Source organism: Franconibacter helveticus LMG 23732, from assembly GCF_000463115.2.
GTDB lineage: Bacteria > Pseudomonadota > Gammaproteobacteria > Enterobacterales > Enterobacteriaceae > Franconibacter > Franconibacter helveticus.
In genome coordinates this window covers 1-17,930 of the sequence record NZ_AWFX01000008.1, presented here as the reverse complement: position 1 = coordinate 17,930, position 17,930 = coordinate 1, and the positions used below count along the sequence as shown (strand labels likewise).

At 51.1% G+C, this 17,930-nt stretch carries 17 protein-coding genes; 5 read left to right on the top strand and 12 right to left on the bottom strand.

Going from position 1 to position 17,930, the window contains the following annotated elements:
• Positions 1–2 precede the first annotated feature (2 nt).
• From DW56_RS03000 to DW56_RS02985, 4 genes are all read right to left on the bottom strand, one after another.
• Positions 3–1,286: an arsenic transporter gene (locus tag DW56_RS03000; protein WP_024553948.1), complete on the bottom strand. Its 1,284-nt coding sequence runs from the start codon at positions 1,284–1,286 to the stop codon at positions 3–5.
• An 88-nt stretch (positions 1,287–1,374) separates the two neighbouring features.
• Positions 1,375–1,728, bottom strand: a complete 354-nt coding sequence (locus DW56_RS02995; protein WP_024553949.1) for a metalloregulator ArsR/SmtB family transcription factor — start codon at positions 1,726–1,728, stop codon at positions 1,375–1,377.
• 269 nt (positions 1,729–1,997) lie between these two features.
• The gene (locus DW56_RS02990) at positions 1,998–2,792 is read right to left on the bottom strand and encodes an N-6 DNA methylase (protein ID WP_024562335.1); all 795 of its coding nucleotides are present in this window, start codon (positions 2,790–2,792) and stop codon (positions 1,998–2,000) included.
• Positions 2,792–3,067, bottom strand: coding sequence for a hypothetical protein (locus DW56_RS02985; protein ID WP_024553951.1), 276 nt, complete (start codon positions 3,065–3,067; stop codon positions 2,792–2,794). The genes DW56_RS02990 and DW56_RS02985 overlap by 1 nt, the downstream gene beginning before the upstream one ends.
• 442 nt (positions 3,068–3,509) lie before the next feature.
• Between DW56_RS02985 and DW56_RS02980 the strand changes: the two genes are divergently transcribed.
• Positions 3,510–4,382 carry a tyrosine-type recombinase/integrase gene (locus tag DW56_RS02980; RefSeq protein ID WP_024555247.1) on the top strand — a complete coding sequence of 291 codons (873 nt, stop codon included), beginning with the start codon at positions 3,510–3,512 and terminating at the stop codon, positions 4,380–4,382.
• 108 nt (positions 4,383–4,490) lie between these two features.
• On the opposite strand, the gene DW56_RS02975 is transcribed toward DW56_RS02980, so the two are convergent.
• Genes DW56_RS02975 through parM form a run of 3 tightly spaced genes read right to left on the bottom strand, consistent with a single transcriptional unit; the run spans position 4,491 to position 6,398 of the window.
• Positions 4,491–4,745 (bottom strand): hypothetical protein, encoded by a 255-nt coding sequence (locus DW56_RS02975; RefSeq protein WP_024555246.1) that lies wholly within the window; start codon positions 4,743–4,745, stop codon positions 4,491–4,493.
• A 10-nt stretch (positions 4,746–4,755) separates the two neighbouring features.
• Positions 4,756–5,424 carry a plasmid partitioning/stability family protein gene (locus DW56_RS02970; RefSeq protein WP_024555245.1) on the bottom strand — a complete coding sequence of 223 codons (669 nt, stop codon included), beginning with the start codon at positions 5,422–5,424 and terminating at the stop codon, positions 4,756–4,758.
• 2 nt (positions 5,425–5,426) lie between these two features.
• Positions 5,427–6,398: a plasmid segregation protein ParM domain-containing protein gene (gene parM, locus DW56_RS02965; protein ID WP_029697584.1), complete on the bottom strand. Its 972-nt coding sequence runs from the start codon at positions 6,396–6,398 to the stop codon at positions 5,427–5,429.
• 226 nt (positions 6,399–6,624) lie between these two features.
• Between parM and umuD the strand changes: the two genes are divergently transcribed.
• Both umuD and DW56_RS02955 read left to right on the top strand, forming a co-directional pair.
• On the top strand, positions 6,625–7,056 hold the full coding sequence (gene umuD / locus DW56_RS02960; protein ID WP_051179263.1) for a translesion error-prone DNA polymerase V autoproteolytic subunit: 432 nt from the start codon (positions 6,625–6,627) through the stop codon (positions 7,054–7,056).
• Positions 7,056–8,330 carry a Y-family DNA polymerase gene (locus DW56_RS02955; RefSeq protein ID WP_029589723.1) on the top strand — a complete coding sequence of 425 codons (1,275 nt, stop codon included), beginning with the start codon at positions 7,056–7,058 and terminating at the stop codon, positions 8,328–8,330. The genes umuD and DW56_RS02955 overlap by 1 nt, the downstream gene beginning before the upstream one ends.
• Before the next feature lie 604 nt (positions 8,331–8,934).
• Here the strand turns inward: DW56_RS02955 and DW56_RS02950 are convergent.
• The 3 genes from DW56_RS02950 to DW56_RS02940 form a co-directional block, all read right to left on the bottom strand.
• Positions 8,935–9,735 carry a hypothetical protein gene (locus DW56_RS02950; RefSeq protein ID WP_024554784.1) on the bottom strand — a complete coding sequence of 267 codons (801 nt, stop codon included), beginning with the start codon at positions 9,733–9,735 and terminating at the stop codon, positions 8,935–8,937.
• Positions 9,736–10,418: 683 nt separating this feature from the next.
• On the bottom strand, positions 10,419–11,387 hold the full coding sequence (locus tag DW56_RS02945) for a ParB family protein (RefSeq protein ID WP_024554785.1): 969 nt from the start codon (positions 11,385–11,387) through the stop codon (positions 10,419–10,421).
• A gap of 7 nt (positions 11,388–11,394) precedes the next feature.
• Positions 11,395–12,591, bottom strand: coding sequence for an AAA family ATPase (locus tag DW56_RS02940; protein WP_029697552.1), 1,197 nt, complete (start codon positions 12,589–12,591; stop codon positions 11,395–11,397).
• A gap of 926 nt (positions 12,592–13,517) precedes the next feature.
• On the opposite strand from DW56_RS02940, the gene DW56_RS02935 reads away from it, so the two are divergent.
• Together DW56_RS02935 and DW56_RS02930 are read left to right on the top strand one after the other, a co-directional pair.
• A complete protein-coding gene (locus DW56_RS02935) occupies positions 13,518–14,531 on the top strand; it encodes a RepB family plasmid replication initiator protein (protein ID WP_024554787.1) in 1,014 nt (337 codons plus the stop codon).
• A gap of 464 nt (positions 14,532–14,995) precedes the next feature.
• The gene (locus tag DW56_RS02930; protein WP_029697553.1) at positions 14,996–16,222 is read left to right on the top strand and encodes a zinc-dependent alcohol dehydrogenase; all 1,227 of its coding nucleotides are present in this window, start codon (positions 14,996–14,998) and stop codon (positions 16,220–16,222) included.
• Positions 16,223–16,484: 262 nt separating this feature from the next.
• Here DW56_RS02930 and DW56_RS02925 read toward each other — a convergent pair whose 3' ends face one another.
• Both DW56_RS02925 and DW56_RS23105 read right to left on the bottom strand, forming a co-directional pair.
• Positions 16,485–17,468, bottom strand: coding sequence for a tyrosine-type recombinase/integrase (locus DW56_RS02925; protein ID WP_024554788.1), 984 nt, complete (start codon positions 17,466–17,468; stop codon positions 16,485–16,487).
• Positions 17,469–17,871: 403 nt separating this feature from the next.
• Complete coding sequence (locus tag DW56_RS23105; RefSeq protein ID WP_003032489.1) at positions 17,872–17,928, bottom strand: IS1 family transposase; 57 nt, start codon at positions 17,926–17,928, stop codon at positions 17,872–17,874.
• Positions 17,929–17,930: the final 2 nt, after the last annotated feature.

Sequence of the window (17,930 nt, the reverse complement as noted above, 5' to 3'; positions counted from 1 at the left end):
GGTTAAACAGACAGGCGCAGGGCCAGCGCGGCCAGCGTCACAAAAAGCACCGGCAGGGTCATCACAATGCCCACGCGGAAGTAGTAGCCCCAGCTGACGGTGATGTTTTTCTGCGCCAGCACGTGCAGCCACAGCAGGGTCGCCAGGCTGCCGATGGGTGTGATTTTCGGGCCGAGATCGCAGCCGATGATGTTGGCGTAAATCATCGCCTCCTTCACCGCGCCCTGAGCCGTGCTGCCATCAATGGACAGGGCGCCGACCAGGACGGTAGGCATGTTGTTCATCACCGATGACAGAAAGGCCGTCAGAAAACCGGTACCGAGCGTGGCACCCCAGACGCCGTGCTCTGCAAACCGGTTCAGGATGGCTGAGAGGTAATCCGTCAGTCCGGCGTTGCGCAGGCCATACACCACGAGATACATACCCAGCGAGAAGATGACGATCTGCCAGGGCGCGCCTTTCAGCACTTTACGGGTGTCAATTACGTGCCCTTTCCGGGCAACAAGCCACAGAATAAATGCCGCCGCCGCTGCCACCAGACTGACCGGAACGCCGAGCGGCTCCAGGGCAAAAAAGCCGGCCAGCAGCAGGAGCAGGACCAGCCATCCGGCTTTAAAGGTTCGCATGTCACGAATGGCTTCCCGTGGCACCTTCAGTTTCGCCAGGTCATAAGTGACCGGGAGGTCTTTACGGAAAAAGAGGTGAAGCATAACCAGCGTGGCCGCCACGGACGCGATATTTACCGGCACCATGACAGACGCATATTCGCTGAACCCCAGCTTAAAAAAGTCCGCCGTCACGATGTTTACTAGGTTCGATACGATGAGCGGCAGGCTGGATGTGTCCGCGATAAAGCCTGCCGCCATCACAAACGCCAGCGTGGCGCCAGGGCTGAAGCCCAGCGCCAGCAGCATGGCGATGACAATAGGCGTCAGGATAAGTGCCGCCCCGTCATTGGCAAACAGGGCCGCCACTGCCGCACCCAGCAGAACAATATACGTGAACAGCAGCCTGCCTTTACCGCCTCCCCAGCGGGAAACGTGCAGTGCAGCCCACTCAAAAAAGCCAGACTCATCAAGCAGCAGGCTGATGATAATAACCGCGATAAACGTGGCCGTGGCGTTCCAGACAATCTGCCAGACGGCCGGAATATCACCGATATGCACCACGCCGGTCAGCAGCGCCAGCGCGGCCCCGATAACTGCACTCCAGCCAATACTGAGTCCCTTTGGCTGCCAGATAACCAGCACCAGTGTCAGGACGAATATAGCGCCTGCCAGAAACATACTTTCTCCTTTGGATATAAAGCCTGTAAACGGGACTAAAGACAGCCCTGCCAACAAGTATGAAAAATCATATGTGTTTGGGTAAATTTTAAATGCAGACAGGCTTGCCGTTGGTGGTCGCGTTATTCCTTTCAGCCTGCTGGCTGAGTTGCAGAATGTCATCGCGCTGACACAGGTAAGCCTGCTCAATTACCGCAGCAGCCCAGGCGGGCATGTGTGGTGACAACCGGTAATAAATCCACTTGCCGTCTCGCCTGTCGATAAGCAGACCGGCGTCTCTGAGTAACGCCAGATGCCGGGAAGTTTTAGGCTGACTTTCTTTCAGCATTGACGTGAGTTCACAGACGCAAAGCTCTCCTTTTTCGCGCAACAGCAGCACCAGACTGAGTCGTGTTTCATCAGAGAGATTTTTGAAAAGCTGAAGAGGCTGAAATTGAGGCATGATGACTCCTGAGTCCGGAATTGAAGACATTCTCACTGTCTGCAATTTGTGAGTCAATCATATATCCGTTAATTCAGATATGTTTATCTGGCGGTAGCTCATTTTGTGACAATTCGCTTAGGTATGCCTGCACAGGTAAATCAGAAGGATGCAATCAATCTTCGGGCACTCAATTTCCGCTTTTCGCTCATAGCTGCCGGTCAGTTTTTTCTCTCCCTTTAGCTGCGACCAGAGAAAGCAGCAGCGGGCCCGCCCCGCTGCTGAAGATGTTATGCAATACCAGCCAGGAACTGCCGCATGGCCTGAATCCGCTCATGGGAGCGAATACGCTCCGGCCAGTTTTCAATCCAGTACACCGGCGTGCAGCGGGTCCGGCTGACGGTCAGGGTAAGGGTGTTGCCGGTGTGCACGATGGCCGGGATACCCAGCAGGCTGAGCTGGATGAAGGTCATGTCGGCCGCCACCGGATCGATGTCCGTTGTGGTGACAAGCAGCTGCATTGACGGGTTATAACCGGCGTTAAGCATGGCTTCGGCAAAGGCGATAACCATACCCCCTGCCCCACTGGTCGGTTCATCCAGGGTCACCCACGGGCAGCGCTTCAGCTGCTGCTCAATATCGCCGGTCAGCACACTGGTCATCAGGCGGGAAAGACTGTAGGGCGTGAAGAACTGGCCCATGTCGCCTGAGCCCAGCTCCAGCTCCATAAAGACGGAGCCGAGAAAGTCCTGAAACCCGCCTTCCAGCGCAGCGACCAGCAGGCAGAACAGATTCTTCAGTTTCTGCAGGTCAGCAGGCTGGTAACGGTCACAGATTTTGCGGCTGCGCTCGATGTTTTCCGGCGTGCGGATACGGGTGATATCAAGCTCACTGGCCGCCAGGGTAATGAAGTCGCTGAACACATCCCACCGGCGCAGGTAAGGCGCGGTATGCCGGAACTCACTGACAAACTGCCGGCGCGCCACGTCCCCCGTGACCATGCGCGGCGTTACTGCCGCAGGGGCCGGACGTGACTGAATGCCGGCAGCGTCGCTCATGGCGTCAAAGATGGAGAGCTGTGACATTATGCGGCCTCCCCGGTCAGTACGCGGAAAAAGCCGTCCATCGGCGCCGCAATGGCGACCGGCCACCCGTCGGCGAGCCAGACGGAGTAATAATCCGGCCCTTCCTCGTCAAACGCCGTCAGTTCCCCGGCTCCGGCCGGTGGGGTGAAACTTTGCGGCTGCGCCTGGCAGGCAGAGACCTCCTCGACGTAGTAAAACAGGTCCAGAATATGGCTGGTTTTGAGTGATGATTCTTTAGATTCTTTTGCTGCGGTGTTGACGTTCTGCTGTGTCATGTTGCTTCTCCTCTGTGAGTGATGTGATGTTTCTCTGAGTTCCTTCGCCGCATCAGCAGGCACGCCGCACGGTAAACGGCAGCCGCAGGGGAGAACGGCAAGGCCGCAGCCCGCAGGGACCGGGCGCCGCCGTTCAGCTTCAGCGGCCCTTGCGGCAGCCGTCCGTGTGGCACAGTCCTGCGCGGTGAAAGGAACGGGGAGACATCACCCGGGAGAAAGTGGAGAACATGACACAGCCCCGGCACGCATGGCGGGCCGGTCACTGAAGCGACGGCGGTGCCGGCGCGGTGAAAGCGCTGGCGCCAGCCAGCTGCGGGAGAGCCCCGGAACCTGAAGTCCTGTGAAAGGCGGAGCAGCAGGCCAGATGCCTGCAATCCTGTCTTTGCGGTAAAGCCACATAACTGCCGGACAGGCAGCGGCAAACCGATAAAAGGATAACTTTATGAACACGCAAATCACGGTAAGCGAATGGCTCAGCCAGTATCAGGGCATCATCAGCCAGCGCCTGGAAGCGGGAGAAATTACGCACAAAACCTTTACGGATTACAGAAGAATGATGGCAGCCGCTGCCATGTACTGGGCGGACAGGCCGCTGGCCAGCCTGAAAGTTTCAGATGTCACGCAGCTGGTTAACCGGAAGGTGAATGAAGGCGCGCCTCATGCTGCCAGGCGGCTACGGATCAACCTGTCCAGCCTGTTTCTGGAGGCCCAGCGACACGACCTGCTGCAGCCGGGCTACAATCCGGCGCTGGCTGCACGACATCCACAGGCACGGGTAAACACGGAGAGGCTTACGCTGGATGAATGGCTGCGCATTTTCCGGTGCGCCAGTTACCGGACGCCGGCGTACTTTCAGAACGCCATGCTGCTGGCGCTGGTTACTGCGCAGCGCCCCTCCGACCTGGTCAGGCTGCATCGTGACCATATCAGGGGCGGCTGTCTGCACATCACCCAGTTTAAAACGGGTGAAAAGATTGCCCTGCCGCTGCGGCTGAAGCTGAACGCCATATCCACCACCCTGCAGGAGGCCATCGAGGTATGTGACGCGTCAGCGTGGCTAATCCATCGCCCTGACGGCCGCCCGGTAAACACATGGTCCCTGTCACGCTGGTTCCGGCTGTGTCGTCAGGAGTCCGTCACGTATGGCGCCGACAGTACCCGGCCTTCACCGTTCCGCGAACAACGGTCGCTTGCCGAACGGCTCTACCGGGTCCAGGGGATCGACACGAGAACGCTGCTGGGCCACCGCTACCAGCATATGACGGACCAGTATAATAACCCCCGTGGCAAGGAGTTCCGGGAACTGGTTCTGTAAGTATCCTTAAGCTGGCGTTGTCGTGCCGGCAGTTGACCCTGACGGAGCGAGCTGAGAGGCAGAAACAAAAAACCCGCCGGATGGCGGGTTTAATGAGGCAGCTGCGCGTCAGCGCGGTTTCTTTTCTTCATCGAAGGCCAGAAGGATACCGGCGCACATCATGGCGGCATAGCCCAGCTGCAGGAGAATTTTCGCTACAGCCGGCATATCCCAGATGATAAGCGGAACGATAAGCAGGACGCTGCCCAGCAGCATTCTCTGCCCGATTTTTTTGCACCGCTCATGCAGTTGCTGCTCCGGGACGCCACGTTTTCTGAGCAGCCCGCTGACCAGGCTTTCGAGTCTGACTTTCATGGTTGCCATCTCTGCTTCCTCAGAATATTTTCCGCATGTTATCGACTATCCGCCTGGTCGGTACTTCCGTGGCTTCCCCGGCGGCCTGACGGGTGGCCGGCACGACTGGCTCCCTGACAGCCGCAGCAGGCGTGTCCGCAGCGCCCGTGAGCTGGCCTGCCAGGGCGGTCAGTTCTTCCGCGGTCGCCGGCGGTACCGGCAGGCTCGCCAGCAGACGGGGGAAACGCGGGTCAAGCGTATGCAGCGCACAGCCGGCGACGATCAGGCTGCGCAGCAGCTGTCCCCGAAGGCGTGCTGAAACCGACTCCAGCTGGCTCAGCGTCTGACCGGTGACACCCTCATCCGGCAGGACCAGGGTGAAACGGCGGCGATCCATTTTCTCGTCGCCACCGGACACAGGCGTGACACTTTCCAGCGCCTCATCCGGCACCGCTGCCTGAGACGCGTAGCGCCCGGAGACGACGGCCAGTATGCCGGTAAGCTGCCCTGCCCTGAGTTGTCCGTCAAACAGCTCGGTGAGCAGCCCGGGCAGACGGGCATCTATCCGGTACAGCGCGCCGCCGGCAGCTGCCACCGTGCGGAGAAAGTCTCCCCGCAGGGGCTGGGAGACGGTTTCTATCGTCGCGGCCGTCAGCATGTCGGTGCGGTCGTCAGAATGCAGGTAGAAAGTGTATTTGCCAGCAGGCACGGTCAGTCCTCTTGTCTGTACAGCGCTATTTCCCGGGCAAGCGCCAGCTGCGGCTCACTGATGATTTCAATACGGTCAGGAGCCAGCGGCCACGCCTGGCGGACAGCATGTTCAATCAGCGGCGCGCCACCGCCAACGAGCAGAACGCGGTTCACGTTACGGTAGCGTGCCAGTTCGTTGGTAACCAGCGCGCCCAGAGTGCTGATTGCTTCTTCAATCTTCTCAACAACATAGTCGATTCTGGCGGCATCATTAATGATACTGTTCAGAAATGCACGATCTTTTCGTCGGCGGATCACTTCATCTGCAATCAGCGAACTCGTCTCCGTTTCTGCGCTGCGCAGTGCAGCCAGCGCGGCCCGGGTCACACCGGAAACGCCAACCCCCGGATTACCGTGGACGGCGCTGATATCGTCAAACTGGCCCACAATCACGCCTGCATCCAGCGTCGTTCCGCCCAGATCGATAATCAGGGTTGTCTCGGCCGGGCCCGGGCTGAGCTGCGCGAGGCGGCTGAACGCGGCCGGCAGCGATTCAGGCATTACCGTCACATCCGTGATGGTAAAGCCCTCGCGCTTGTTAACCCTCAGTTCACGCATCAGGTTGTCCCGCTTGCGCTGAATATTCTGCTCGTTTTTCTGGCAGTCCTGGTCGTAATACTCACTCAGCGGCAGGGTCACGGTGATGCTGACCGGTTGTGGCGGCAGGCCACTTTTGAGCAGTGCATGATGGACGGCCAGCAGATTCAGATCCCCGTACTGGTATTCCACATTGGTGGTCGGTACGGCATCACGGCTCACGCTGTCCCAGGAATAGCGCAGCGGCCCCACCTGATAGTTGAAGGCGTTGCCAACCAGATCGGCCACTTTCCAGCCATGCCGGAAAGAATTTGCTGAAATACTGGTCTGTAATTCACCATTTATAAACCAGGCCAGTTTGACATTAGTGGAACCATCATCGCAATAAATATTCATCAGAATGCACCTTTATAGTTTCTCAATGTGAGAAACATAATAGCATGGCGCGCATTAAAAGAAACTATAAATACTCAAATTGAGAATATTGTGATACTCAAATAATCGAGCGTACTTAACGGAGAAGTCATTAATTCTCATATTGAGCAGCTTTTCCCGGCTTCACAAATCCAAAAAAGTACGCTTATACTGTAAATACATACAGTAATTATAAGAGCAAGCAGTGATGATTCTGGAAATCTGGACGCCTCCGGAGAACTGCCAGGTTGTGGCAATTCCCCTTTTCACTGAACGGGCCTCGTGTGGCTTTCCCTCACCGGCCCAGGATTATGTTGAAGCCGAACTGGACTTAAACGAATACTGCATTCGTCGCCGGAGCTCGACGTTTTTTGTACGCGCTATTGGCAACAGTATGCGTGATATTGGCTTACACAGCGGCGATCTCCTTGTGGTGGACAAGGCCGAGAAACCGCAGCACGGGGATATTGTCATTGCGGAGATAAACGGCGAATTCACCGTTAAGCGCCTGCTGCTTCGGCCGCGGCCGGCGTTGCAGGCGATGAACCCCGACTATGGAACGTTATATCCCGACCCTGAGCAGCTGCAGATTTTTGGTGTGGTGACTCACTTTGTTCACCGCACCCGGGAGAACGGATAATGTTCGCCCTGGCAGATGTGAACTCGTTCTATGCCAGCTGTGAAAAGGTTTTCCGGCCGGATCTGCGCAGCAGGCCGGTGGTGGTGCTCAGCAATAATGACGGCTGCGTGATTGCACGCTCAAAAGAAGCAAAGCTTCTGGGTATCAAAATGGGAACCCCCTGGTTTCAGCTGAAGGCAGCCCGGTTTACGGAGCCGGTGGTGGCGTTCTCCAGTAATTATGAGCTGTACGCTTCAATGAGCAACCGCGTGATGTCCTGCCTGGAAGAGCTGGCGCCGCAGGTGGAACAGTATTCAATCGATGAGATGTTCCTGGATATCCGCGGTATCGACCGCTGCCTGGAATTTGAGGATTTCGGGCGCCAGCTGCGCAGCTACGTGCTGACCTGCACAGGGCTCACTATCGGGGTCGGCATGGGGCCGACCAAAACGCTGGCCAAATCAGCCCAGTGGGCCTCAAAGGAATGGCCGCAGTTCCGCGGTGTGCTGGCGCTGACGCCCGGTAACCGCCGGCGAACGGAAAAGCTGCTGTCGCTGCAGCCGGTGGAAGAACTGTGGGGCGTCGGCCGCCGTATTGCAAAGAAGCTGAACCAGCTCGGTATCACCACGGCGCTGGACCTTGCCCGCGCAAACCCAACCTTCATCCGCAAAAATTTCACCGTTGTACTCGAGCGCACCGTGCGCGAACTGAATGGAGAGAGCTGCATCAGCCTGGAAGAAGCCCCGCCACCGAAGCAGCAAATCGTCTGCAGCAGGAGCTTTGGAGAACGTATCACGACGTATGAAGCCATGCGGCAGGCCATCTGCCAGTATGCGGAGCGTGCTGCGGAGAAGCTGCGGGAAGAACGCCAGTATTGCCGGCATATCGCCGTGTTTGTGAAAACGTCACCGTTCGCGGCCGGTGAGACGTATTACGGCAACGTGGCCAGCGAAAAACTGCTCACCCCTACCCGGGACACCCGCGATGTTATTACTGCCGCGGTGAAGGCGCTGGACCGTATCTGGACAGACGGGCATCGCTATGCAAAGGCCGGCATCATGCTGAATGAATTCACGCCCACCGGCGTGGCGCAGCTGAACCTGTTCGACGAACATCAGCCCCGCCCCGGCAGCGAGCAGCTTATGAATGTTCTGGATGGCATTAACAACTCCGGGCTTGGGAAAGTGTTTTTTGCCGGACGGGGTATTGCTCCGGAGTGGCAGATGAAACGCGAAATGCTTTCTCCCGCCTACACGACGCGCTGGAAGGACATTCCCGTTGCGGTAGTCAGATAGGCTTAACCGTCTTTGAATGAGCCGCCAGTGCTCGCCGCAGACAAGTGACCGGGCGCAGCCCGCGAACGGTCGAGGAAGCGCAAGGGATCCCGTTGTTGCATATACTACAGACGTACTACCTTCATAGATAAAACTCGCTTACCCATCTGTTCGCCGCCTGTTTTTTTAGGGGATTTTATTAAATTTTTATAACAAGCAGCTTTGAACGGATAGCGGACGTTCAGACTGGTATAAGTGAAAGCAGAGCGAGAATATGGTTACTGATGTTTTGTGTCAGTTGGTCTTCGTGAAACAAAAGCCTTTGGTAACATTCTGCTCATTGTTGATTTACATGCTTCAGACCAAACATTCTTGCCTGATGCAGTGGAATGGTTTCTGCTCTGGACGAATAATATGAACAAGTATAGCTGAATGCGTTTTGTCACCGTTTAGCGTCTAAGCCGCCTTACTGCTTATTCTCGCCCGGCGTTATGAATCAAACGGTCAGGATACTAGCCCTCTAGGAACCACTCAGATTGAGATATCCGTCATGGGATTTGGCTATTGGCTGCATCTTCCGTGATCCTTTTACACTCCGGCCGTGTAAGCGACCGGAAGTATGGATTTAAACTCCGTCAGAATACTCTTTTAGCATTGTAAGGAGCGCCTGTCGTGCCGCATCGTCTGCGATATTTTCAGGCAGAGCATCAGCTCGCAGATTGATATAAGCGCCAACAGCCATTCTGATGGCAATACTGACGGAGCCATGATCGTGCATTGCCAGCGTGGACGTCAGCAGGCCATCAGGATCAATGTTGTGAAATTCAATGCGGCGAACCCCACGTTGAGGTAGATTTGCACGACGGTTCAGCATAGGTCCAAGCACTTGCTCCCGGAAGAATGACAGCATACCAATCGCTTCAAAGAGTTCGCCTCTTCCCAGTTTAGCCACCGCATAATGAAGCCAGATCCAAGCTCGGGACTCAAACCACTCCGGCGTCATGTTAGGCCAGTTAGCACTAAATTTTGCCAGTTGTCGCTCCAGGGCACGGTTATCACGGGTAAATAACACTGCTGGCTCCTCAACACGTTGAGTGAGCATTTCCATTGTGACAAATTTCAGATCGACATGGAGAAGCTCAGGGCCATACAGGCATATAAGCAGGCGAGGCTCTCCGACATGTTCCCCAGTGAAAGCATGAAGCAGATGCCCCATTGTTCTAGCGAACACCATGCGCTGTACCATGATTTCGTCATAGTAAAGAGGATCTACTACAACGACAAAATCCAAATCGGAGTATTTATCAAATCCGCCATGGACAATCGAGCCGCCAGCGAGAAGGGAGTGAATCCGCGAGTCAGACTGAATTTTATGCTTAAGTTGCTCTGCAAAACTTCTGTGTAAATCGGGTAACGTATTAAGCATACCTTGTCCTGTTCACAAAAAATACAAAGCATTACAGAATATCGAGTTCTGTATCTTCAGGCTAGAAATTTTTGTTGGAATGGTTATTTCCTCGTCGTGTTCTCCCGAAGAGATAAATTGTCCTATATAGTCCGGCGCTATTGATTTTGCCGTGTGAGCTACCTCTGATTGAGAGTTTACTCACTTAGACTTGTGTCTACTATTGGTGGGTAAGATCATCAGACATATGGCCACCAAACTGAAAGCATAAACGTTTTCTGATAATCGTTGAACAGAGAGGAGGAAAGATGGGTTGGCGAGTCTTGAGACCCGGCCCCCTCAATAAACCTCGACCACGATTTAGGCTCACACTAGATGAGCATTTTCTAATAAACCAGACTTCCGCTTTTGGCACAAAGCCGACCTTAGGAAGAATACGATTACAGGGCTAAATCGGGCCTGTGATCATTTGAGAAATTTCATCTACTTCTTTTTATGATGCTGCTTACACCGAATAATCGCTAGCAAACTGCAAAGTAGCTAGCCAACCAAAATGCCCAACACAAAAGAAACAACTCGACTGTGACCGGAACTTCAGGCACTTAACTTTGGCGATTTCAGGGTGAAATCGCCAGTAAATTCAATTTAAAATCAGTAAGTTATAATTGAAATTGGATTGACGAAAATTTCCAGTAAGCTTTCTTTTACGATAAATGCTTCTTCAAAACATCTTGGATTGCTCTGTCGAGCTCATCCTGTACTTCTTTCGGGAGGCGGTTAAATTCATAGCTAAAAAGACGGCCTTTGGAACGTTTTCGAGCAAACCGATCTTTATCTGAGAAACTCCAGATACTGGTTACAGAAGCTTTATCTTTAGATGCTGGTGATGTAAGAAGCTCGCTCTCTTTAGCGATAATCTTGATGATCCGGTTCTTTATTTCATCCTCAGCTAAATCATCGTCCGAAAGAACAAGATCGACTTCTGAAGAAACACTCTCAATCAGCGATTTAAGCTCGACATCATTTTTTTTAAGCGTTTCTTCGATGGTGCTCAGGAGCTTGTAGTCTGTAAAAGTAATTTCTGACTGGACAGGAAAAAGCGAAATCAGATCACCGGCTACGCTGGCGGCCTGGAGTGCACGTGTTACTTTTGCCTGGGAGAGTCCTTCCAGAGCAGCAATCTCCTTTTGGTTCAGTCCAGAATTTTTTAAGGCCAGCAGACGCAAGCCCACTTCACGAATGTTGTGTTCCTTGGCGGTCTGAATATCTTTAGCCAATTTTCTGGCTTCTTCAGTTGAAAGAGAAACATCCGTAACAAGCACATTTAATCCGGTGTGACAAATGAGCGCGGCAGCTCTTCGACGTGAACCATCCAGGATTTCAATTTTATCGCCATTCTTGACACCTATGGCTGGAAAGAACTGCTGGAATTTGAGCGTCCTGGTGATATCACGTAAGGACTCAGGGGTAAGAGCTGATTGATCCCGGCCATTTGTTTCTTGCCGCACAAACGTCTTTTCAGCTACTTCCTCTGAAGGGATAGTCTCTAATCGAAACGTAGCTTTTCTGCCCGAGTTCAGCACAAAAACAGAGGAAAAGACGCCTTCATTCTGAACTTCTCTAAGAGGGGAATGCGTTAATGTACGGCCAATCGTAACTCTTTTCGTGTTCATATTTTTCTCAGCTCATACGAATAAATTCAATGCGATCAAAAACTGCCTTAGCAAAATCTTCGGCAGCAGCACGGGCATTTTTTAGCGCTTCGCTACTTCCAACATATGTCGATGGATTGGCAGAAATAACAGTATCAAACGACTCGCCACATCGCTCAAAACCATCAAGACGGGGCAGGGCCACATCGAGCATATCACCGCCAAAAATCTCTTTAGCCAGACTATGGCAAAGCTTATGGTCGGCCTTGTTCAAGAGCTTGGACATGAAACCGATATTTTTTTGTAAACGAACCTGGCAGCCGGACTCTTCAATGAGAGAAATAAGTTCCGGTAGCCTGGTGAGATACTTCAGGGTCGAATGGAAATCGACCTGAGCCGGTGGGATAGGAGTAAACAGAACATCTGAAGCGGCGATTGCATTCATAAGGAAAGCATCCAGGTGAGGACCGCTATCAACAAAAATGAAATCGTAATCCCTGGAGATTTTATCGATGATATTTTTACGAAGAACCGAATAGATACTCACATTTGGCAGATGTTCGGCACAAAGTTCTTCCCAACGAGAAGCGATAAATGCGTCCTCGATAGAAGCAGGGATTACATCCACACCCGGAACGATAGAGGGAACAATAAACTCGTTTAGCAGCTCGTCACGGGTAACGTTTTGGAGCATTGCTTGTGCACTGGTGGCATCAACAGCGCCTACAGAACGGGTATGGTTCAAAAACATTGTCGCAGACGATTGAGGGTCCAAATCGATAACTAAGATGCGTAAATCCTCATAAAGCAGATGAGGATGAACTCGCAAAGCATGGGCTAACGATACTGTCGAAACGGTTTTTGAAACACCGCCTTTAAGGTTGCCTACAAAAATGGTGAACGCTTCGTTATGCCGGTCACGGTACTTAGGCACGCCTCTATGGTGATAAAGGTCAATGATATTTTCGACCGACATAGCGTACTTTGTTGATGATCCCGCTGCTCGCTTATCAAAAACGTAACCATTGGCCTCCATTTCACTTACTGCGTAATCAACACTTGCCCTTGTGAGCTTGGGGAGCTTAGCTAAAGCGGCTTTAGCGTATACCTGATAAAAGGTATTTTCCTGAAGCTCATCTTTTTGCTGCTGAATCTGATCGGTAAGGCTAAGAAGCATTCTTTCAGAACGTTCGGCAACCTTTGTCAATTGCTGCTCATTGCCCATCAATAAAACTCCTTTTATGCAGGATTTTTTGCTTTAAACGAAAATACAGCATAAAAGCATAGAGGTAAACTTAAATGTAATCTCGTCAACAAATCAACATGAGCAGATGTTTAGAAGAGCTTTATTAAAGGAGATCATATCTGGCGCTCACCGCAGAACTGACTAGCGCAGTCTGTCAGTTTGAGGAAGCGCAATAGAGCTGAGGGTGAGATAATGTCCGGATGCACACTGTTTAAAGGAAAGATTTTATTTATCCACAGGATAGATCTAATCAGTCGATCCTAAAGAGATCCCCAAATAGATCCTTATAGATCCCTTTTGCTATTACACGTTAATAAACATGACGTTACGTGGGATTTTATCCACTGTAGCGAGTAAAACATCCATTGTAGCAAGTATGGCATTCACTATAGAGAGCGACGCAACGGCTGTAGACAGATTTGTATATCCACTATAGCGAGTAAAGTCAGTTTTTAATCCCCGTTTATAAATATTGATTTAACTTCTTGTTTTTAAGTTAGTTATTTAAGATATAGTCGAAAAATATCTACCGTTCTAAGTATCTTAATCCACAGCCATTCATGAAAGCTGGGTCCAGGACGCGGGCCTGACTTTGCCAATCTTCTCAAAAGGTCAGCCCCGATGATAGATAATGAAAAAACATCCACTATGGAGAGTAATATCCACTATATCGAGCAGCTACTTATTTTAGTGGATATCAGCCAATGTAGTGAGTAAGCAACCACTGTAGTGAGTAAACAACCACTATGGAGAGTGAATTTGACAGAAAACTATGTGACATAACCACTATGGTCAGTGATACTCTCCTTATCGAAGATACTATCCACTATAGAGAGTGTTATCTCTCCAACCTAGATAACATCCACTGTAGCGAGCAGGTAAAAGGATCACGGAAGGGGGATTCAGTGGCTGACGAAGATGCTGTCAAAATTAGTGATGCATTTAGCGAACTAGACCGAAAAACTGGAGAAGTCGTTACGCTTGTACCCAATCGAAACAATACCGTTCAGCCCGTCGCGTTAATGCGATTGGGACTTTTTGTTCCTACTTTAAAATCTACCGCCAGAGGAAGAAAAGGGCAGATGTCCTCTATGGATGTCACGGAAGAATTAAAGCAGCTTTCATTGGTTAAATCAGAGGGTTATGAAAATATCAAGATAACCGGGGCCCGGCTTGATATGGATAACGATTTCAAGACGTGGGTAGGCATCATCCATGCCTTTGCCAAATATAATGTTTTGGGTGACAGCGTAACGCTGCCTTTCATTGAGTTTGTTAAGCTATGCGGTATCCCGTCAGCACGTTCATCAGCCAAGCTACGCAAGCGCCTCGACGCCTCTCTTACACGCATCGCCACTAACACTATCTCCTTTAGTAACAAAGAAGGGGAGTATTACGTTACCCACCTTGTTCAGTCTGCTAAGTACAGTGCAAAAAAAGATGAAGTAACGCTTCAGGCCGATCCCAAAATCTTTGAACTTTACCAGTTTGATAAGAAGGTTTTACTGCAACTCAGGGCCATTAACGAGCTTTCCAGGAAAGAGTCTGCGCAGGCGCTTTATACTTTTATTGAAAGTCTTCCTCCGAATCCGGCTCCAGTGTCCCTTGCACGTCTAAGGGCTCGTCTAAATCTGACTTCCAGAACCATAACTCAAAACTCTACTGTACGTAAGGCGATGGAGCAGCTGAAAGAGATTGGTTATCTTGACTACACTGAGATTAAGCGCGGACGCGTGGTTTATTTCCATATCCACTATAGACGGCCCAAGCTTCGTCCTCAAAGTCTTCCGGGGCCTGCATCCGAACCTACTGAAATAGATTCTCTTGCTCAGAATGTACCTGAAGAAGAAGGCGAGATGGTTATGCTGACCAAGGAAGAACTGGCTCTTCTGGAAAAAATCAGGCAAGGGAAGCTCTAAAAGTATCATTCACTGCAGTGAGTAAATCCTGTGGCAGATATAAAGGATATGCATTAACTCGCTTTAGTGAATGATACGAAAGAGTACTAACTATAGTGGATAGTTACTCGCTCCAGTGAATGTGCACTCACTATAGTGGATATTACTCTCTATAAGAGGATGCTACTGCTTCTTAAATGTGGCTTTTAGCAGTTAAACCAGTTGATGTAAGTCCCTCTCTTGTAATATCTCTGGATAAAATCTGGCGATTTCACTCTGAAATTCCGAATGTAACTAATTAAAATTCATGCAGTTACGATAAATTAATAGAGGCGAAAGTTCTTCTAATATTACCTGCGTTATAGAACTAGCAGCCATAGTTCCCTTGAAAGCTAACTATACTTCCTTCACTCACAGTTAAACAGGCATATATAACGGCCAAGGCCGCCCAATCCGTTTTGGGTTACCAACAATGAGGAGACAGTATGAAAGCTCTCGTCTGGCATGCAATTGGCGATATCCGTCTTGATGAAGTTGCGGAGCCGCAGATCGAACAACCTACAGATGCGGTCATTCGTCTTACAGCCTCGGCTATTTGCGGTACCGATTTACATTTTATCCGTGGCACCTTTAGCGGCATGAAGGAAGGCACCATTCTTGGTCACGAGGGTGTAGGTATCATTGAGCAACTGGGCAGTCAGGTGCGAAATTTCGATATCGGAGACAGGGTGGTTGTTTGCTCCACTTTATCTTGTGGATACTGTCCTCCTTGCCGAAACGGTAATACGGCGCAATGTGATAACGCTAATCCCAATGGCCCGCAAGCGGGTACGTCCTTTTTTGGCGGCCCTGAAGTTACCGGGCCGATTAATGGCTTACAGGCTGAAAAAGCACGTATTCCTTTCGCTTCTAATACCTTAGTGAAAGTGCCAGAAGAGGTCAGTGATGAACAGGCTATCCTCATTAGTGATATTTTTCCCACTGGTTGGTTCGGTGCAGAAATTGCAGGGATCAAAAGCGGTGACACGGTAGCGGTATTCGGTTGTGGTCCTGTCGGGCAGTTTGCTATTACAAGTGCGCTGATGATGGGGGCCGGTCGGGTAATAGCTATAGATCCGCATGATGATCGCCTGGCGATGGCTCGTCGACAGGGGGCCTTTACAGTCAATTTTGAGAAAGAGGATCCTGTAGAAACTATCAAAACATTAACTGGTGACATTGGTGTTGATATTGCCATTGATGCTGTTGGCGTTGATAGCCAGCATGCTCATCACGGTCCAGCTGCAGAACAAGCAGAACAAAAAACGGATCAATACCGCAAGGAAGTTCAGGAAGTGGCGCCAGAAAATTTTGAACATCAGCATGCGCAGGATGGAAATTGGGTTCCGGGCGATGCTCCGAGCCAGGCGCTGGAATGGGCAATCAAAGCGTTGAAGAAAGCGGGTACACTGAGCATTATTGGTGTTTATCCACCTACCGCGAATACATTTCCTATCGGTATGGCTATGAATAAGAACCTGACTATTAAGATGGGTAATTGTAATCATCACACTATAATCCCGCATTTGTTGGAGTTAGTGCGTATGGGAGCTGTCGATCCGACGAAAGTATTAACTCAAGTAGAACCGTTATCCGATGTGATATCTGCTTATGAAAATTTTGATAAGCGTCAACCTGGCTGGATCAAAACAGAGCTCTTGCCCTCAGAGTAACAGTAACCTGGCATAGATTCAGCGCACAGCCCACATGGAAGGTAGGGCTGTGCGCTTTATGCATCAGGCTATTCTGTTCGTAAGGAAAGCGCCTTATATACAGGAGTATTTATAGTCTTCTTGCCGGTCCGAATCCCTTCCCGTGCGGAGATACAAAATGTTATGTTAGCCAGGTAAAGGCTATCTTTACTGGGAATATACGATAAGCATGTGCTGGGGCATTATCGAACAGCTCCAACAAAGCCATATTTATGATATTAATTTAACTAGGCAAGTTCAGTTTATCGCGGGCAGCACGGAGGCGATTTTCTCCGCGGCGATCATACTGCTGGGTTGTAGTAATACTCGCATGTCCCATCGCATCCTTTACTGTTATCAAATCTTCTCCGTTATTCAGCATAGCAGTAGCAAAGGTTCGACGCAGGTCGTGGGGAGCGCATTTCTCTATGCTGGCCTCGCGTTGGCGTACTTGCAGAATATGATACACGGCCTGATCAGTGAGCCGGTCATTTGTTAGAGTATCGAAGCGACGTATACGCGTAAAAAGTGGCCCTGGTGCATCACCACGAACCTGATCAATCCAGAACTGAAGACGCTGCCAAGTGCCTGTTGGCATATAGGCCAGGCGTTCTTTGTTACCCTTTCCCAAAACCCTGAGCGCACGCTCATCAATAATAACATCGCTTAAATTGAGGCCAACCGCCTCCGATCGGCGCAGGCCACAACCGAGAATGACAGCCAGCATAGCCGCATCCCGTGGACCAATGCTGCTGCGATCCGCATCACAGACGGCAAAAAGCTGACGAATCTCATTATTAGGCAGCGCGCGACCGCGCGGCAGCCGACTACCGCGCAAGTTACGCACGGCGCGGATATGCTGGAAGCTGTCGACATCCATAAGCTTAAGCATCCAGGCTTCTTTAGCTACACCCTTGAGCGCCGAGAGATATGTATTCACCGTGGCCGTGGCCCGGCCAGTGTCGCGCAGCAGTTCGGTAATAGCCATTACGTGATGGCGACGCAGGCTACCCCAGCTGCAGGTGTCGGCATTTGAGGCGCCAAGCATGCCGGCAACAATTCCCAGGAAGGAGGCCATAGTCTGACGGCTGCGAAGCGAGTTGAGAGACAGCAAGTAAGCCCGCGCTGGATTAAGTTGCGGATCTTTGCCACTTGTTGCTGGCCAGAGCTCGCCAGCCGTAATACCTACAGCGCGCGAATCCGGATTATCGTCAGTCAGTCTGTTCATTGTATGATTTTACCGTCCGGAAAGCTCGGTGCGTTACGTGAAAAATCGGGAGGATAGCACAAGTAAAGCGTACCGCAGAAAGTCTACTTTTTCAAACGTACATTTTAGTAAGTAGAGTAGACTGAAACCATTCTTCGGACATTGCCGTACGAATAGCTGTTGACGGTCAGATTCGGGTAGGTGCCTGTACGCTGTAACGCTGCTAATTTAACTTAACCACCATAATAAAGAGGGAAGGTTAACAATGAATCAGAAATGGAAGACGCTGTTAATTTCGGTATTAACTCCGTCTGGCATCATATCAGGGATCGCGCTGACTGTGCTCTGGGGATATTTCAGTCGTCTTGACAGGCTGGATGTCTTCTTTGAGGTGATGAGCATAAAAAGCGGTAATGACTCCAACTTACTGATAGTGTTTTATGTTCAGATAATGCCCGATGACCTTGTCATGCAGCTCCACCG

Excerpts from the sequence above, each read along its gene's own strand:
- DW56_RS03000 (WP_024553948.1), bottom strand. The coding sequence starts at position 1,286 with ATGTTTCTGGCAGGCGCTATATTCGTCCTGACACTGGTGCTGGTTATC.
- DW56_RS02995 (WP_024553949.1), bottom strand. The coding sequence starts at position 1,728 with ATGCCTCAATTTCAGCCTCTTCAGCTTTTCAAAAATCTCTCTGATGAA.
- DW56_RS02990 (WP_024562335.1), bottom strand. The coding sequence starts at position 2,792 with ATGTCACAGCTCTCCATCTTTGACGCCATGAGCGACGCTGCCGGCATT.
- DW56_RS02985 (WP_024553951.1), bottom strand. The coding sequence starts at position 3,067 with ATGACACAGCAGAACGTCAACACCGCAGCAAAAGAATCTAAAGAATCA.
- DW56_RS02980 (WP_024555247.1), top strand. The coding sequence starts at position 3,510 with ATGAACACGCAAATCACGGTAAGCGAATGGCTCAGCCAGTATCAGGGC.
- DW56_RS02975 (WP_024555246.1), bottom strand. The coding sequence starts at position 4,745 with ATGGCAACCATGAAAGTCAGACTCGAAAGCCTGGTCAGCGGGCTGCTC.
- parM (WP_029697584.1), bottom strand. The coding sequence starts at position 6,398 with ATGAATATTTATTGCGATGATGGTTCCACTAATGTCAAACTGGCCTGG.
- umuD (WP_051179263.1), top strand. The coding sequence starts at position 6,625 with ATGATTCTGGAAATCTGGACGCCTCCGGAGAACTGCCAGGTTGTGGCA.
- DW56_RS02955 (WP_029589723.1), top strand. The coding sequence starts at position 7,056 with ATGTTCGCCCTGGCAGATGTGAACTCGTTCTATGCCAGCTGTGAAAAG.
- DW56_RS02950 (WP_024554784.1), bottom strand. The coding sequence starts at position 9,735 with ATGCTTAATACGTTACCCGATTTACACAGAAGTTTTGCAGAGCAACTT.
- DW56_RS02945 (WP_024554785.1), bottom strand. The coding sequence starts at position 11,387 with ATGAACACGAAAAGAGTTACGATTGGCCGTACATTAACGCATTCCCCT.
- DW56_RS02940 (WP_029697552.1), bottom strand. The coding sequence starts at position 12,591 with ATGGGCAATGAGCAGCAATTGACAAAGGTTGCCGAACGTTCTGAAAGA.
- DW56_RS02930 (WP_029697553.1), top strand. The coding sequence starts at position 14,996 with ATGAAAGCTCTCGTCTGGCATGCAATTGGCGATATCCGTCTTGATGAA.
- DW56_RS02925 (WP_024554788.1), bottom strand. The coding sequence starts at position 17,468 with ATGAACAGACTGACTGACGATAATCCGGATTCGCGCGCTGTAGGTATT.